This is a genomic window from Parabacteroides sp. AT13, assembly GCF_002272965.1.
GTDB lineage: Bacteria > Bacteroidota > Bacteroidia > Bacteroidales > Tannerellaceae > Parabacteroides > Parabacteroides distasonis.
In genome coordinates this window covers 1,262,063-1,279,436 of sequence record NZ_NQMH01000001.1, presented here as the reverse complement: position 1 = coordinate 1,279,436, position 17,374 = coordinate 1,262,063, and the positions used below count along the sequence as shown (strand labels likewise).

Sequence of the window (17,374 nt, the reverse complement as noted above, 5' to 3'; positions counted from 1 at the left end):
TTTTTTAGAAGTTGACCGCTAGCATAACCATCAGCATCCTGGCCGAGCCGGGGAATAAAAGATAGTTCCCTTGGGATCCGGTATAATATTCTTGGTTGAATACGTTTTTCAAGTTCGCCGAGATCTTGTAGAAACTGCGCTTGTAAGCCACGAAACAGTCAACCAGATGATAGGCGTCCAGATCGATCGTATGTGCCATGTTTCCGTAGGATTTACCTTGGAAGTACCAACCACCGCCGAAAGATAAGCCTTTAACCGGGCCTTTACGGATTAGGTAGGAGGTCCATAGGTTGAACTGGCTTGGTGAGATATTGGCCAGTTGCGTACCTACGGGATAGGTCTCGTCGTTCGTTTTCGTTACCTCGGCATGCGTATATGCGTAATTGAAGGCTACGCTCCAACTGGGGGTGATCTCTCCGTTTACCGAAAGCTCTATACCTTTGCTGGTCTGCTTGCCGATCAGTATCTTATATTCCTCGTCTTCCGGGTCTATCGTCGGCAAGTTGGTCTTCGACAAGGTATAGAAAGCCAGACTGGTGCTCAAGCGATCGTTGAAGAATGATTTCTTGACTCCCGCTTCCCATTGTTTAGAGGTAATCGGGTCGAATGCCTCGCCATCCTTCGTTTGCCCGGATTGAGGGACAAAAGACTGACTGTAGGTAGCATATAGGCTCAAGTCGGGCATGGGCAGATAAACAAGACCCACACGAGGCGAGATGGCAAAATTGTTTTCATCCGTTTTTTTATCCTTAATATAATTATCTTGTTTATCGTTCACCCAGTCTGCACGGGCGCCAAGCAATAACTTCCATTGAGCGGAAAAGCTTACTTGGTCTTGTAGATAGATCGCGTAGGTACGTTGGGTGATACGTAAGTCTGTACTCTGTTCCATCTCGAAATCAACTGGTTTTTCGGAATATTCCGGATGAACATAACTAATCGGGGTGTACATATTCCCTTTTACTTTCCTTCGGTTGGTAAGCCATCCGTATTCCAAGCCCGCTATTACTTTATGCTGGATGAAGCCCGTCTTGAAGCTGCCGTTCAATTCCTCCAATACATTGGTATAATTGATTTTTGCGTCCCAATGTGCCAAACGGCGGGTAATCGTGCTGTCCTTCTGAGGGGTTTTCATCTGGAAATACAGACGATCCTCATGCGTGAAATATTGGCGGGCGGAACTTCTGAATGACCAGTTCTGGTTGAAACGGTGGGTCAACTGGAAACCAACGCTATTATTGGTAAATTTGCCATAGGCCCACGGTTCGCCGAGGAATGTCTTGAATCCGTTATCTATCACCTCATTGTTGATATGCAAAACGCCCGGATCCTGTGTCCTTTTATCCCGGAAGATATCGGCATCGATATTAAGGGTGGTCTTGCGTCCTAAGTCAATGTCGATGACTGGGGTGATGTCGTATCGTTTGCTGTTTTGCGGTTTCCTGAATTTATCGGCATCCTCATACATTCCGTTCAAGCGATAACGGATGGTCTTTTTGGCGTTCAGTGGGCCGGAAATGTCGATAGAGGCTTGCTTATAGTCGTAACTGCCGTATCTGATCGTTGCGCCATACCGGGGCGTATATAAGGTCGGCTTGGTGATAAAGTTGATGATACCTCCGGGCTCTACCGCTCCATAAAGGACAGATGCTGGGCCTTTGAGGATCTCTATGCGCTCGATACTGGATAGAGCGTCGTTCGAGAACTTTAGGTATCGTACCCCGTTCCTGAAATAGTTACGGGAGTTCGTCATGGAGAAACCACGGGAAGAGAAGACCTCGTTGATGTTGGAAGCCTCACCGGAAGGTCCGCCTTTCACGCCGCCTAGGTTCCTTATGGCCTCGGTCATGGTGGTAGCCTGTTGGTCTTCCAATAATTTCCGGGTCGCTACGCCTACAGTTCCGGGTATTTCCATTACGGGGATATCCATACGGGTAGCCGAATTAGCGATGTCGGAGTTATAACTCTGTGGTTTCGCCCCGACGATATCTACCTCGGGTAGTCCTAGTAGCTTGTAAGATAACTGGATATCCATCTCGTAATTCCCTTCTCCCGCGGGAATATCTCGGATTGCCGAGACGGTGTTGTAACTGTTGGTGATCAGTACGTGGTCCTTCGTGTCCTTGAGTGGTAAGGAGAAATACCCGTCCGTATCTGAAATAACTCGTATATCAGTACCCTTGATGTAAATGACAATGTTCGCCATCGCCTTGTTATTCTCATCTACGATCGTACCGGATACGACTCTGATACTTCCCACCGATGGCCTACTTTGAGCGATCATTCGGGTGCCAGACAAAACAATCCCGCTAACAATTAGCAGGAACAAATAAAAATGTCTCATAATGTATAAAAATTAATTACGCAGTTTACATCTCCAGTGCAATCGATCCAATGATTCCCCAAAATCCCGGAAGAATCTATTCCTTATTTTTGTCTGGCAGGTTTCCTGACTAACCTAGAAAGCGACCTTCCCATCTTTAAAAAAGACAGTGGTATGAAGAAGCTTTCCTCCTTATGGGTTTTACAGTAGCGGGCTCTGTTCCGGAATCTAACCGAAATTCCCTTTTATAGACTTGCGGAATGCAACATCTATCACCAAAACGTCACAAAAATATAGTATTGATAGGACTTTTTTTAATGAAATATGTTAAATATATTGAACGTATTAAACAATTTGGCATATCCTTATGCGACAGTTTTTCCCGGACTAATCTTTATGGAAAAGTTTTTTCACCATTCAATGAACTTCCCTCTTTCTCGGCGCTTTTCCAGTTCCTCTTGTAAATGTCGTTGGCGATCTTTGGCGATGTAACGACGGGCGAAGATGTTCGGGACAGCTACACCGAGTGAGATACAAAGAATGATGAGTGCGGAATTGATCCCGTTGAAGAATGCGTTTGTGACCTCACCGACTACTCCATGCAGGTTTATAAATGCCAGTAATGAGCGATACATGAGTACTCCCGGAATCATAGGAATGACAGATGGAATCGTCAATACGTGATTGGGAACATGGCACCAATGAACCGCTTTCACAGCCAATACACTGACTACGAAACTTCCCATAAACGAGCCGATCACAGGACCATAACCTAATTCGAAGTTCACAAAGTTACGGGTACATACCGCAATGATACCTCCTACGGCCACTACCCATAATAGTCGACGTTGGATGTTGAATATCATGGAGAAACCCATGGCTGAAATTGCCGCCGCTATCGCGTATATGTAGTACGGATCATGTGGAACCATACTCAATTCACTGAACTTATGATCGATCTCGACATCGTTCATGACAAGTACCCGCATGGCGAATGCGATACCGAAAGTCATGGCGGCTACCATCATGACTGTATTAGAGGCTCGGGTAATACCGACCAGCAAATGATTGTCCAGCATATCATCCACGAAGTTGATCAAGGGAACACCCGGTACGATAAACAGGGCACAGGCTAATAATGGATGATAAGGCGTATCGGATAGTCCTGAGAAAGAGGATGCGTATGCCAAACAGGTGGATACGAAAGCCGCCGCCGCGATACTCATATATACGTTAAGTCCGGCCTCGACACAGCGGGCTCGTACCCTAAACCCGACGAAAGCGCAAATGGAAGCGAATAGGAATGCCATCCAGTCGCATCCGAATAATTTACAGAATCCTCCGCAAGCAAATCCTGCTCCAATGGCTACGATATAAGGGGTATAATTCCGGGGTTGGTGAACGATCTTCTCCAGTTCTTCCTCATATTTATCCAAGGAATAATCTTGTTCGATCGCCCGCCAAGAAAGCTTGCTTACCTGTGAGATTGTCGTCATGTTAATACCGTGCTTCTCGCATTTCTGGAATTTAGAGAAGGAGTTTCGCTCATCGCTTACGTTCACCATGATCATGGTCCATCGGATATCGATATGCAACTTCTCCTCGGGGATACCCATAAAGGCGGCAACTCGTTTCATGTTTCGCTCGATACGATTCGTGTCAGCGGCACTTTCCATCAATAATTTTCCCGTACGGAGCAAAAGATCCAATTTGCGCCGTAACAACAATACTTCCTTGTCTGTCATCATTTCTTTTAATTCTTATGTTGTACTCTATATCCTAGCCCACGAGGATATGAATCTTAAATGAATGGCAGGTCTTCTGACTAGCTCCCATCCTAATGCCTTCCCGACTACCTTGAGCCAGTGGCGAAAGTAGTATTAGAATGTTAAAGGAGTTTCACAGCAGCGGGACTGTTCCGGATTCTCACCGGATTCCCTTTTAATCCGTATGCCCGAATAGGCATTACGAAACCAATTCGGGCACAAAGGTAAGGAATTTTTTTATTTCTTAATCATCCTTACGGTCTCTGTCTTTTCTCCAGTGATCACACGGATGAAATAGAGACCTTGGGATAAATGGCTTACGTCAATAAATTCACCCGGATTGATCGCCGTTTTTTGGACCCTAGTACCGTTCGTCGTGTAAATCTCTACGGTGGCGGTTGTGCCGATATTGATTTGTATGGTATTTACCGCTGGATTGGGATAGAGATTAAGTGTTGGCCGTGAGACTTTTTCTACGCTTGTCGGAGGGTTCCCCGTGCTAACAAGAAGGTCTTTCGTGACGATCTTCCCATTGGAGTTGAAGCGGATCGTTATCGTGGACTTATGATCCTCATTGATCGTGGTAGTAGTACTGACAATTAATGAGTCGTTACGAATAATTGCGCTGATAGGAGATGAGGGCGTAACGGAGGAGATTGATTTCACGATGGCGGCATCCATATTGTCTGCGTCACTAACCATATTACCTAGAGCAAGTTTATAGACAGGCTTGTCTTCCGTCAGACTTATAGAAGAAGGGAAGCTGGAGGAAACGACAGGTACTGCGTTATCCGGGAAAACCGGGATAGCGGGGAACCAATAGTTGACGATCATCGAATATTCTTGTACCACTTCGCCTTTGTTATTTATACGAGCTAACATGTGCGTAGGATCTTGGAACTCATGATACAAGAAGGTGTATAGCTCGTCGGTTTTTGGGTTAAGGCGAAATCCGGTTCCGTACAAGCGCCAATCCCAGTCCTGTTTTCGGAGGTCGATTAGCTGGAAAAATTGCTTCTTGTCAATATCATACCCACAGATTTGATACCCCGTGAACCAACTGCCTTCTTTCGGTTGTCCGTTCCAGTAAATCTTATTTTCTTTGGCACTGGCGCAGAAACCGTCGGCGGTCCATGCGTACCAAGAGTTCGGAACGACACCGATGGTCTCGCTTAACGGGATCTTTACCGTGTCCACCTTAAAGGTATAGGGGTTCAAGTTTAGCATATATTCCAAGGCGGAACCATCCCCGGCCGTATTCTGGGTCATGCTGATCCAAAGTGTACCATCCTTGGACTGAACGATAGAGCCGAAGCCTCGTTGAATCTCCTTCTCTTGCCCTTTTACGGTCTCTTTCTCGATCGGGGCGGCGATGGTACGGATAATTTTATCGGTTTTCGGGTCTATTATTAATAGACCATATTGTTGATGGACGGCAAAGACAAGGTCGTTGGCACGTACCATGGTTCCGATCTGGGCATAATACAATTCACCGTATCCATCGGCGTTCGGATTTCCGGAACCTTCTATTTGTTTGCCGATCGTCATCTTATCGCTATCGTAGATCCAGATACCGTTGCTGGTTCCTATATAGCCTTTGTGCTCGTCTACCGGAAGATAAGAGCGGCCATCGGCTATGGATTTACCCTCGGCGTTTTGGGCGATATATTTGAACTCCTTGATCACCTTCATGGTCTTGGCATCGCATACGGCAAATCGGCTTCCGGTGATTTTTGCCCCGGGATCGCGCTCTTGCTTAGAGACAAGGTAGAATTTATCGCCATAGATGGTACCGAATTGCGTGGTACATCCCAGCTCATGACCCGGATTCTCGGTCTGGAAGACACGATAGTGCCATTCCCCATCATGGGTGAGGAAATTGACGGTGCTGTTCTGATGGCCGTACCAGTCCTCGTTTACGATAAATGTACCCTGACTGTAATCCATATCCGTAGAACGCAGGATGGAAGATTGTGACGGTACATCCCTCATTTGGGCCGGATCTATGCCGGCGGCCATCCATGAGGTGTTGCCTTGGGCCATTAGGCCGCTCGTGGCGAACGTACAGAGAAATAAGGTAATCGTCTTTTTCATAAGCCTTTTATTTTTAGGATTGCTTGATCATATTGTAATTTCATTTGCTCGCTTACCGGATCTGGAACGATGATGGAGGGGGGGGCGATGTGTAAATCCTGCGCACGGATGATCTCTGTCGAGGTTTCCCCGATCCAACCGCAATATTGGTTTACCGCCGTGTACACCTTGATAAAATCAATACCGGGTAATTCTACTTTATTACCTTCCGCATCTACGGCCCATTCGATATCGAAGCTATTTAGATCTTGATAATCGTTCGGGTGGTTATCTACATATCCCCATGGATAGGAGTAGAGCACGTAGTATTTGCCTGTACCGCTTTCGTCCGTGGCGTTATCCCTCAATCTGGTTCCGGTAAAAGTCAAGGTGCTCTCCTCGATCCACTCCGGATAATAGCTCTGCGTGTGGTACACGTTTTTTGGCAAATAGCCGGTATTGCCTTGGTTATCCTTCCACGACAGATAGGTGGCATCACTCCATTGCTGGCTCATGTCCGGCTCGGGAATCTTGTCGGGATCCGGGCGATCATAGGTAATACGATAATTCTTGACGGTTTCCGGTTTATAGTACTCGCTACCGGCCAGCTCGTACCATTCGTCGTCCGGTAAGCCGTTCTGGTTCGTGTCGAAAGAGACCATGACAATGCCGGGCTCGCAACTGCCTCCCTTTTTCTCTTGATACTCCGGTAGGTCGGAATAGAAAGAGTTTCCGAGGATCATAAAGTCCTTTTTCCCTTTGACGTTGATGACCGTATGATCGAAACCGAAGATAACATATCCTCCGTATCCTCCGAGGGAGATCATCACGTCGTTCGTACCGGAGATATTCTCCTCTACCTTTTTCAGTATGGTTTCTTTCGTATCGCCTTCCTCGTATTCGGGCATCGTATTGACAAACTGACCCGGTGCGGGACAAAAGTCGTACACTTTGGATAAATAAGGGCTATATTCTATTTCCTCCTGCATCACCTCGAAACGAAAATCGTGCTTATAGGGGGTCTCCTTATCGATGATTTCGAAGGTCATCTGATAGGTGCCCGTATCTTTTGCGAGGAAGATATAAGAACGTTCGGTAGATACGAGAGAGTCCGTCCCGTTCCGGTGAAGTGTCCACCGATACTCGTCGCCGGTAAAAGCCGGGCTGAGTAGATAAGTTTTCATGCGGGGCAGATAATAGACATCATCGATACCCAAGCTAACCATCTGTATCTTGTCTTGGGTACAGGATAGAAATGCTAGGAAACCTGAAATGAATAGATATAAAACTTGTCTCATAACGCTGTTCTATTTATAAAGGAAAACCATATGGGCGGGGATATCCCCGGTACGTACGCCCCATTTCCGTATCCCGTTCTTATCGTAGCAATAGAGGGTTCCGCTGGATACGTAATTCTTGGCGTCGGTGACGAAGATATCTTTTGTATAGGGATGGACCATGATCCCGTAAGGGATACGGATGTCTTTCTCGCTACCGTCGGTGATAAAGTTCGTGCTGATCACCTCTTTCGTACGGACATCTATGATCCCGTACGAGATGGTGTTGCTCTGCGTATTCACGTTCCATTCCGTACTGTAATAGAAGAGGGAATCTCCGCTGATGCAAAGGTTGGAGCAAGGGATATTCAGGGTATCGGTAACCACCATCTCATTATATCCTTTTCGCTTTTCCAGTACATACAGGTTGGAATGTACCGTATCGTAATCTCCCCGAGAAGTTACCCATAATTTACCGTATTTATCCGCACGGATACGGTGCAGATTGATCCCTACCGGAATCTTTTGGACTTGCTTGAAACGGTTTAGTTCGATGACGGAAACCGTATTGTCGTACTCCGGAGCACGGTAGCCTCCGGAATTCGCTACGTAGATATATTCACCCAAAATCTCTAATTCATCCGGCTGGTAGCCGACAATGACTTTAGCGTCTATTTTCAGGCTGGTCGTGTCTACCCGATATACGGCTCCTTGTGGAGCATTCGGGTCGATTTGCACGGGGCCGACATAAGAGGTTACATAGGCGTTTCCCCGGTAAAAACGGATGTACCGGCAGTTAGGAATGTCTATTTGCGTGATCCGCTCACAAGTCCGGGCGTCCAATACTTCTACTTTATGGGAACAATTGACTACAACATATAGCTTACTTCCGTAAATCTGGATATCATTGCCTACATCGCCCAACTCCTTGACCACGTTTGGGTTCCGTTCCGAGTAGAGGTTACGGATATAATAACCGTTCACGTAATCCAGATAATCCAGCGTACATTTATTGCTTCCCATATTCCCCTCGTTCACTAAATACATCCCTTGAGGATTCGCCTCGGGGTGGATACCATCGGAGACCAGCTCGTATTCCGATGGAACTACGATCTCGATCTTACGGCAGGATGAAAAAGCGCAACCGATCAGGATACCTATTATATATAATGTATGTCTTTTCATATCTCGATCGTTAAAGACACTTTGTAATTTCGTTTCGGCATCGGATAATTCAGGATCACGTCGTAGTCTTGGCTTAACAGGTTGTTTACCTCTACGGCAGCCTTGATAAGTCCGAATTTGAATTTCAAATCTTTCGACAAGGAGATGTCGCTGGTGTACCACGGTTGCGTATAATTGTATTTGATATTTTCCTGCTGGTTATACCGCTCTCCCACATATATGAAACTATAGTTGAGGTTCCATCCCTTGAAAGAGGCTTGTGCGATGGCGGAGCCGCTATGCCAAGGGATATAAGGGATTTGATCTCCGTAATAGGTATCCGAGGGATCCGTGAAGTCTTGGGCCTTTTGATAGGTGTATTGTACGCGTAGCGTGACGAACAAATCTTTTACCGGATTGACGGTCGTTTCCGTACTGACATCTATACCTTTGATTTCTACCTTACCCAAATTCAGCATCGTCCAACGGAACTGCTGGCCTTTGGGGTAAGCGATGATCTTGTCTTTCACCTTGTTGTAATAACCATCCGCCTGTATCTTGAAGCGATAGAAAAGATAGTTCTCCCATGTTTTCGTGTAAGCGAAGCCGGCATCATATTGGGTTACGTATTCCGGGTTTAATTTGGAGTTTCCCATATCGGCGTAATACAAATCGTTGAAGGTAGGCATACGGAAGATCCGTTTATAGAAAGCGCGTACATTAAAGTCTTGTTTCTCGAACGGCTTGTAGGAGGCGAATACGGCGGGTGTAAGGATTTGCCGGGCTTTCGGTGCGGGGCCTTCTTCTACACGGTCGTTGATAAAAGTCGCCAGTCCGCTGGCCTGTAATTTTACTTTTCCTAACCGGAGCGCCGTAGCGACCGAAAGGAGGTTGGTGAAGCGTTCCGGGTAAACGAATCCATACATATCGGCGTTCATCTTGTTCCATTGCAAGTCGTAAGAAGCAGAGACATCCCAGTTCGAGAGGATGGAGTAGACATTAGCGGAAGATAGGTAAATCTCCCGTTGCTTATACAGGTTATCTACATGAATCAGCTTGTCGTCGTTGTTCACATAATGCGTACGGTAGAAAGCGTATTTCGCATTGACCTGTGTCTTGAATTTACTATTGATTTCTTTGATATAGGAGCCTTGCATGAAAGAGTTCGTATCCCATACTCGTTCGCCGCGTCGCCATACGTTGTTTACGATAGCCCCCGGGATACCTCGTTCGGAATTGTAGTTGTAGAACTTAAGATTCCAAGTACCGTCGCTCATCTTGCCATACAATCCGGCCTCTAGGCGGGTGGCGTTGATATCCCCGTTTTCCCGGACGGCGGTCGTATCGTAAGCGATCTCTCCGGCAGGGTTGATACGGCGGTAACGAAATTTGTATTTACCGCTTCCGCTTAACCATTCGGCGCTGAAAGAGGCGGCTATGTTTTCTGATATCTTATATTCGAACAGCGCCGAGGGGTTGATAACGTCGAAAGAACCGACTTTCATCGTGGCACGGATATTCGTTGTTTTTCCATCTTCGAAACGAGGACGACGAGAACGCAGATAAAGCGTACCGGCCGCACCGAAATCTTTTGCGGATTGGAAAATATCGCTCTTCTGGCCATTGTATAAAGAAATCTCCTCGATATTGTCTAAGGAATACATTCCAAGGTCTACTTGTCCGTTTTGCGCGTTGCTTAATTCGATGCCGTCGTAGAAAACACCCATGTGGTTCGTTCCCATACTTCGGATATTTACTGTCTTGATACCTCCTACGCCCCCATAGTCTTTCAATTGGACACCCGAGAAGTAGCGTAAAGCATCCGCTACCGTGTGACTGTTCAAATTTTGTAATTCTTTCCCCGATAGTTTTTGGGAAGGAATTACCTCTTTAAAGCTGAAACTCCGGGCCGTGACCGTAACTTCGTCCAAGTGTTGGATAGAGTCGAGTTTGCTTTGTCCATGGGACATACCTATCGCCAGCATCGATAATACGCAAGCGAGGTATCCCTTTCTAGCAAAGGATAACACCATTATTTAAAACCTGTTTAGAAAATGATTCGTACCAAGCCGCTCTGTCCTCGCGAACGACTTCTCCCTAACTGGCAGGTCTTCTGACTGACTCCCATCCCGAAAGCCTTCCCGATATATATCCTTATATACCAGTGGCGAAAGTGTTTCCGGAATGTTTGAAATAGAGCTTCACAGCAACGGGACTGTTCAGGAATTACACCTGATTCCCTTTTAATCCGTAACCCCGGTTGGGTGAAACGGAACCAATTCGGGACAAAGGTATGAAATCTTGTTAATATCCGGGCTATAATTGGAGAATTTCCTTAAATGAAAGGGTTGTACTTGTATGTTACGATTTCCTTTTTATTTAAAGAAGCTTGTACGTCAATTAACCGTTGGTTGCTGCTTCCCCGGAATAAAAGGCTCTCATCCCGAAGGGTTTGTTTGTAGCGGCCATCTACCAATACGTCGATATAGGATAATAAGGCGGCTTGTGCCGGGTTCTTTATCAGGTCCTCGAATTTATATCCCGTGTAGCACCAGATCGTCTTTTGGCTTTTTGCCTTGATCGCCTTGGCTACCTCGGTGAAGCCTTCCGGTTGGAACATGGGATCTCCTCCACTGAAGGTGACGTTGGCGAATTCGTCAGCCAGCACTTTCTCCACGATCTCTTCCGTTCTTACTTTCTTCCCTTTATGGATGTCCCATGATTCGGGGTTGTGGCAACCCGGGCATTTGTTCGGGCAACCCGCCGCATAGATGGCGGTCCGGAATCCCGGACCGTCTACGGTGGTATCTTCGATGATATCTATGATGGACAACATGGTAATTGAAAATTAGTTGTGGGTGACACGGTCGTTCAGCTCGGATAGCTTGGCGTTGTTCCAACGGTCGGTGGTTCCTACCAAGTAACCGGTGATGCGTTGAAGTTTGTCCAAGTGTTTGCTGCCGCATTTCGGGCAGGCTTCCAGATTCGGGGTGGAGTTCTCGTAGCCACAATCCAGACAACGGTTACGGTTATGGTTTACGGAACCGTATCCGATATTGTATTTATCCATCATATCCACGACACGCATGATCGCTTCGGGGTTATGGGTAGCGTCGCCATCCATCTCTACGTAAAAGATATGGCCGCCACGAGTCAAATCATGATAAGGAGCTTCCACTTCGGCTTTATGACGGGCGCTGCACTTGTAATATACCGGGACGTGATTAGAGTTCGTATAATAATCCCGATCCGTGATACCGGGGAGCGATCCGAACTGCTTACGATCTTTTCCCGTGAACTTGCCGGACAAGCCTTCTGCCGGAGTTGCCAGTACGCTATAATTGTGTTGGTATTGCTCAGAGAATTGGTTGGCACGATCCCGGATATACGTAACGATCCTTATGCCTAAGGCTTGCGAATCCTCATCTTCGCCATGATGCTTACCGGTAAGGGCCACCAGACATTCGGCCAGTCCGATAAAGCCGATACCCAAGGTGCCTTGGTTGATAACGGAGGCAATCGAATCGTTAGGCTTCAATTTTTCCGAGCCTAACCACAAGGAAGACATCAACAACGGGAATTGCTTCGCGTAAGCGGTTTTCTGGAACTCCATACGCTCATGCAACTGACGAGCCGTAAGTTCCAGCATATGATCCAGTTTAGCGAAAAATAGGGCGATACGCTCTTCCTTGTTCTCCACCTGCATGCACTCGATAGCCAATCGCACGATATTGATCGTCGAGAAAGAGAGATTACCTCGTCCGATAGAAGTCTTCGGTCCGAAACGATTCTCGAATACACGGGTACGGCATCCCATGGTCGCTACCTCGTGGATATAGCGCTGAGGATCGTCCGCTTTCCAATCCTCGCTTTGGTTGAAGGTTGCGTCGAGATTCAAGAAGTTCGGGAAGAAACGACGGGCGGTGACCTTGCAGGCCAATTGGTAAAGATCGTAGTTGCGGTCTTCCGGCAGATAACTTACGCCTCGTTTCTTTTTCCATATCTGGATCGGGAAGATAGCGGTTTCGCCGTTACCTACGCCTCTGTAAGTACTTTTTAATAACTCCCGGATGATGCAACGACCTTCCGCCGAGGTGTCGGTTCCATAATTGATGGAGCTGAATACCACTTGGTTGCCTCCACGGGAATGGATTGTGTTCATATTATGGATAAAAGCCTCCATCGATTGGTGTACACGGCTTACCGTGCGGTTGATGGCATGTTGTATAACCCGTCTATCACCGCTTAATCCATCCAAGGTCTGTGTCAGGTAATCGTCGATAGGCTTATTATATAAGTGGGAGAAATCCTGCCCGTATAAATCCTCTAAGGTCTTTACTTCCTCGATAAAGCTATTACGTACGTAAGGTGCTAGGTAGAAATCGAACGCCGGTATCGCCTGTCCGCCATGCATCTCGTTTTGGGCGGTCTCTAGAGAGATACAGCCAAGGATACTAGCGGTTTCGATTCGTTTAGCCGGACGTGATTCGCCATGACCGGCGGAGAACCCGTATTTTAGGATGCGATCCAACGGGTGTTGTACGCAGGTCAAGCTTTTAGTCGGATAATAATCTTTATCATGAATATGGAGATAGTTGTTTGATACGGCTTCCTTGACCTCCTCGCTCAATAAATAGTCATCGACAAACGGTTTGGTGGTCTCGCTGGAGAATTTCATCATCATGCCGGCGGGTGTATCGGCGTTCATATTCGCATTCTCACGGGTGATATCGTTGGATTTGATATTGATAATCTCCAAGAACATATCCCGTGTTTTCGCCTTGCGGGCTACGCTTCGCTGATTTCGGTAAGCGATATATTTCTGCGCTACGTCCTTCCGGCTACTGGCCATCAATTCCAGTTCCACGGCATCTTGAATCGCCTCTACGGTCATTTGAGGTTCTCCCTTGAATGAGATATGATCTGTGATCTGGCGAATCAGTTGCATATCTTCTCCCTTGTCTGTATGCAACATGGCTTTACGGATAGCGGTTACTATCTTCTCCTCGTTGAAGCCAACGATACGCCCGTCCCGTTTAACAACTGTCTGTATCATGATGTCGATTAATTTGTGATTGATTATGCGTGCAAAGGTATCTTATTACTCCATATGATTTTCTTTTTGGAAAACTTTTTGCTGATTAAATTATGTTAAGGTGTTAATTTGTAGTGTATTGTAAAAAGTTTTGGAAAACTTTGTGTCTTGTATGATTGCTTTTGTTTTCCTTTTTTGGTGATGTGATGTGTTATAAGCTTCTCTTTGTAAAGCTTTTAAAGAACATAAGCCGGGATATATTTTTGTTTATATAAAATAATTCATACTTTTGCCCCCGTTTTGGTGATGACGTAAAACCATCCGGTTTCGTCATAAAGAGGGAATCCGGTGTGAATCCGGAGCAGTGCCCGCTACTGTAAGCTTTTGTAAAGTAGAAAACATTTCTCATACCACTGTCTGTAAAAGACGGGAAGGTCGTTTTCTACGAGGTAAGTCAGGAAACCTGCCAAGCGTTTTTATTGCTGTTTTTCTCGGGGTCAGGAAAGCGGAAATATACATAATAACAAATCGTTTATGAGAAGAAAGTGTTTGTGCGCGGCTTTAGCTGTAAGCTGTGTGATAAACGTATCACTTGCGCAGGTGCGTTTACAGGGTAAAGTCGTGGATGAAAGTAATGAGCCGATCCCGGGTGCGAATATCCGTGTGTCGGAATCATTAAATGGTACAACTACGGATGCGGGCGGAAAATTTGAGCTGAACCTTCCGGATGGCAACCATCGTATTCGTGTGACTTACCTTGGCTATGAACAGGGCGTGTATCAAACGGATCACTCGGAAAAAGATGTCGTTATTAAGTTGAAAGAAAAGTATGTGAATATCGATCAAGTGGTGGTAACCGGTACCGGTTCGCATCGCCGCATGAGTAATTCCCCTATTCCCGTGAAAGTGCTTACGGGAAAAGACTTGAAAGAGGCGAGCGTAACCAATTTCCAAGATGCGATGACCAAGCTGAATCCGAGTATCGTATTTATGGAAAACGGACAGGGGGCTACGATGAATATGAACGGATTGACGGAGAAATACGTGGTTATCTTGGAAAACGGTAAGCGTTTGGCCGGCGATGATACCTATTCCCGTATCGATATGTCTAACGTAAAGCGGGTAGAGATCTTGAACGGGGCCGCTTCCGCTTTGTATGGTAGCGACGCGATCGCCGGCGTTATCAATATCATCACGGATGATTCCCGCAATAAGGTGAACGTGACGAGCAATAGCCGTTATGGTAGCAAGAACCAATTCTTGCAGTCGGTCAACGCGGACGTGAATGTAGGGAAGTTCGGTTCATATACTTCTTATCAATATCAACGGGCCGATGGTTGGCAATTAAATCCCTATACGGAGAGTAAAGGCGAGTTGGTTCCTACCAATAAGCAAGCTTCCGAGGGATTTCACCGGAACGTGATCAACCAACGTTTCACGTACGACGCTACGGATCGTTTGTCTTTTTATGTGCGTGGTACTTTCTTCGGACGTTCCAGCGATCGTCCGATGCCGATGGATAAAGTGAATACGACCAACTATGATATGAGAAGAGAGACGTTCACTTATGGGGCGGGCGCTCAATACATGATTAATAAGAACTCTTATTTGAACGCTGATTATCTGTCGGACAATCATAGTACGTATAAGGATTTCTTTGATGGAAAGAAAAGCGGAGAGAGTGATATGACGAAACGGATTCATTACCATAACTTGAATGTCAAGGGAATCTTTCGTTTGGGCAAGTATAATAAGCTTTCGGCTGGTGCGGAGTTCATTAAAGAGTTACTGAGCAGTGAGACGGATAACATAACGGGTAAAAGTATGTACACGACCGCATTTTATGCGCAAGACGAGATCAATATCAATGAGCATTTCCAAGCATACGCGGGTTTGCGCTATATTTACCATGAGAATTTTAAGAGTTATGCGACTCCTAACGTGGCTTTGCTGTATAAGGTAGGCGGTTTTAATTTCCGCGGATCGTATGCGGCTGGTTTCCGTACACCTGAATTGAAAGAGTTGTATACGGAATCGGAGAAGAAAGCGTCCGGAGCGACTCGCCTTACGATCGGTAATCCGGATCTGGACCCGGAGAAGAGCGACAATTTCACGTTGAGCGCTGAATATACGATGAGGTTTTTCTCTTTGTCCGTGTCTGCTTTTATGAATAACGTACGTAGCTTGATTAACTATAAGATATTGGATACGGCGGAACGGGATGCTTATAACACCGCCCATGGTACGGATTATGATGAGATACAGATGCGTGCGAATATCGATAAAGCGAAGATCAAAGGTATTAACGTGGCCTTCAATAGTTATCTGGGAGCGGGCTTTACCTTGAATGGTGGCTATAGTTTCATGGATGGAAAAAACGTATATGAGGATGAGCCTTTGGATAAGACCGTTAAGCATAGTGGTACGGTAGCGGCTATGTGGTCTCATACTTGGAATAAGTATAAGCTGAACGTGAATTTTAACGGACGTATCCAAGGGGAACGTTATTCTACTTCTTATGGATATGCGCCGAAATATTCCTTGTGGAATCTCAATACGAGCCATACGTTTAGAGCCGGCGATTTCTTGTTGGAACCGGGAGTAGGTATCGAGAACCTTTTTGATTATGTAGACGATCGCCCCTTTAATTACAATTACGCTACATTGACCCCGGGCCGTACCTATTACGTCAGCCTTCTGGTCCGTTTCAAGCAGTAAACTGTCACATGTCAACTATCAACTAATATAATAATGTATAGGGGATTTTTACGATCCATGTTTGTTTGTTCACTCCTGCTTGGGTTCGCCTGTTCATTATGGGCGAAACCCGGGCGGGAGTTTTACGCTTCCGATATCCGGGAGAGCATGGAAAAGGGAGATAAGTTAGCGATCTTGATGGTACATTTCGGGAGTGCTTACCCGGAAGCTCGTACCCAAGTACTTGATGTGATGAACAAGCGTGTCAAGGAGGCTTTCCCAGACGTGGAAGTTCGGCAGGCTTATAGCGCCCGTAGCGTAGTGAGTCGGTTGAGGGCGCAAGGTGTTTGGGTTCAGTTGCCGGCGGACGCCTTGGTGGAGTTGCGTGATCAAGGGTTTACCCATGTAATTATCCAACCGACTATCATTATAGAGGGTGTGGAGATGGAAGCGATCCGCAAAGAGGCGGAACAGCGAAAAGGTTTGTTTAAGGATTTGCGTGTAGGTAATCCCTTGTTATATGATGATACCGATTATGAGGCGGTGATGAAAGCGGTTTCCTCACCTTCTGGAGTGACTAAAAATGGGGCTAAGTTATTGGTGGCGCACGGAACTTATCATGCCAGTAACTCGGCTTACGCGAAATTGGGGTATATGTTCCAGACCAAAGGAATGAAAGATTATTATACCGGAACCCGTGAGGGTTTCCCTGCGATCGAGGATGTAGGTGAGCAAATGCGCCAAGCCGGTCATAAGCGTGTGCAGTTGATTCCTTTTATGTTCGTACTGATTCGAGGTACGGAAAATACGGTTACGGATTTCTGGCAGAAAGGGCTACGTCAACAGGGTTTCGATGTGGATATTTATTTAAAGCCTCTAGGTGAGAATCCGGCGATCCGGTCTTTATTTATCGATCACATCCGTTTCGCCATGAAATATAAACGGGCGACGATTTTTGATCGAAAGAAATTATATACACACTGAACAATTGAGAATTGAAAATTAGTGAGTACTTACTGAACCAATTTTCAATTCTCAA

General features: G+C 46.2%; 10 protein-coding genes and 4 riboswitches. Of the genes, 2 read left to right on the top strand and 8 right to left on the bottom strand.

Features of this window, described 5'->3' with window-relative positions; translation table 11 throughout:
- Positions 1–4: 4 nt before the first annotated feature.
- From CI959_RS05700 to CI959_RS05665, 8 genes are all read right to left on the bottom strand, one after another.
- Positions 5–2,344 (bottom strand): TonB-dependent siderophore receptor, encoded by a 2,340-nt coding sequence (locus tag CI959_RS05700; RefSeq protein ID WP_005859665.1) that lies wholly within the window; start codon positions 2,342–2,344, stop codon positions 5–7.
- 77 nt (positions 2,345–2,421) lie between these two features.
- Positions 2,422–2,618: riboswitch (cobalamin riboswitch) on the bottom strand.
- A 115-nt stretch (positions 2,619–2,733) separates the two neighbouring features.
- Positions 2,734–4,071, bottom strand: a complete 1,338-nt coding sequence (locus CI959_RS05695) for a threonine/serine exporter ThrE family protein (RefSeq protein ID WP_005859662.1) — start codon at positions 4,069–4,071, stop codon at positions 2,734–2,736.
- Positions 4,072–4,116: 45 nt separating this feature from the next.
- A riboswitch (cobalamin riboswitch) is annotated at positions 4,117–4,316 on the bottom strand.
- Positions 4,317–4,326: 10 nt separating this feature from the next.
- The gene (locus CI959_RS05690; protein WP_005859660.1) at positions 4,327–6,183 is read right to left on the bottom strand and encodes a DUF5074 domain-containing protein; all 1,857 of its coding nucleotides are present in this window, start codon (positions 6,181–6,183) and stop codon (positions 4,327–4,329) included.
- On the bottom strand, positions 6,180–7,460 hold the full coding sequence (locus CI959_RS05685) for a hypothetical protein (RefSeq protein ID WP_005859658.1): 1,281 nt from the start codon (positions 7,458–7,460) through the stop codon (positions 6,180–6,182). The genes CI959_RS05690 and CI959_RS05685 overlap by 4 nt, the downstream gene beginning before the upstream one ends.
- Before the next feature lie 9 nt (positions 7,461–7,469).
- Positions 7,470–8,624: a YncE family protein gene (locus CI959_RS05680; RefSeq protein WP_005859656.1), complete on the bottom strand. Its 1,155-nt coding sequence runs from the start codon at positions 8,622–8,624 to the stop codon at positions 7,470–7,472.
- The gene (locus tag CI959_RS05675) at positions 8,621–10,636 is read right to left on the bottom strand and encodes a TonB-dependent receptor (protein ID WP_005859654.1); all 2,016 of its coding nucleotides are present in this window, start codon (positions 10,634–10,636) and stop codon (positions 8,621–8,623) included. The genes CI959_RS05680 and CI959_RS05675 overlap by 4 nt, the downstream gene beginning before the upstream one ends.
- 52 nt (positions 10,637–10,688) lie before the next feature.
- A riboswitch (cobalamin riboswitch) is annotated at positions 10,689–10,898 on the bottom strand.
- Positions 10,899–10,938: 40 nt separating this feature from the next.
- Complete coding sequence (gene nrdG, locus CI959_RS05670) at positions 10,939–11,439, bottom strand: anaerobic ribonucleoside-triphosphate reductase activating protein (protein ID WP_005859652.1); 501 nt, start codon at positions 11,437–11,439, stop codon at positions 10,939–10,941.
- 12 nt (positions 11,440–11,451) lie between these two features.
- Positions 11,452–13,659, bottom strand: a complete 2,208-nt coding sequence (locus tag CI959_RS05665; protein WP_005859650.1) for an anaerobic ribonucleoside triphosphate reductase — start codon at positions 13,657–13,659, stop codon at positions 11,452–11,454.
- 263 nt (positions 13,660–13,922) lie between these two features.
- A riboswitch (cobalamin riboswitch) is annotated at positions 13,923–14,124 on the top strand.
- Between the two features lie 48 nt (positions 14,125–14,172).
- On the opposite strand from CI959_RS05665, the gene CI959_RS05660 reads away from it, so the two are divergent.
- Together CI959_RS05660 and CI959_RS05655 are read left to right on the top strand one after the other, a co-directional pair.
- Complete coding sequence (locus CI959_RS05660) at positions 14,173–16,356, top strand: TonB-dependent receptor (protein ID WP_005859648.1); 2,184 nt, start codon at positions 14,173–14,175, stop codon at positions 16,354–16,356.
- A gap of 33 nt (positions 16,357–16,389) precedes the next feature.
- Entirely contained in the window at positions 16,390–17,319 is a 930-nt protein-coding gene (locus tag CI959_RS05655) for a sirohydrochlorin cobaltochelatase (protein ID WP_005859646.1), read from the top strand.
- Positions 17,320–17,374 lie beyond the last annotated feature (55 nt).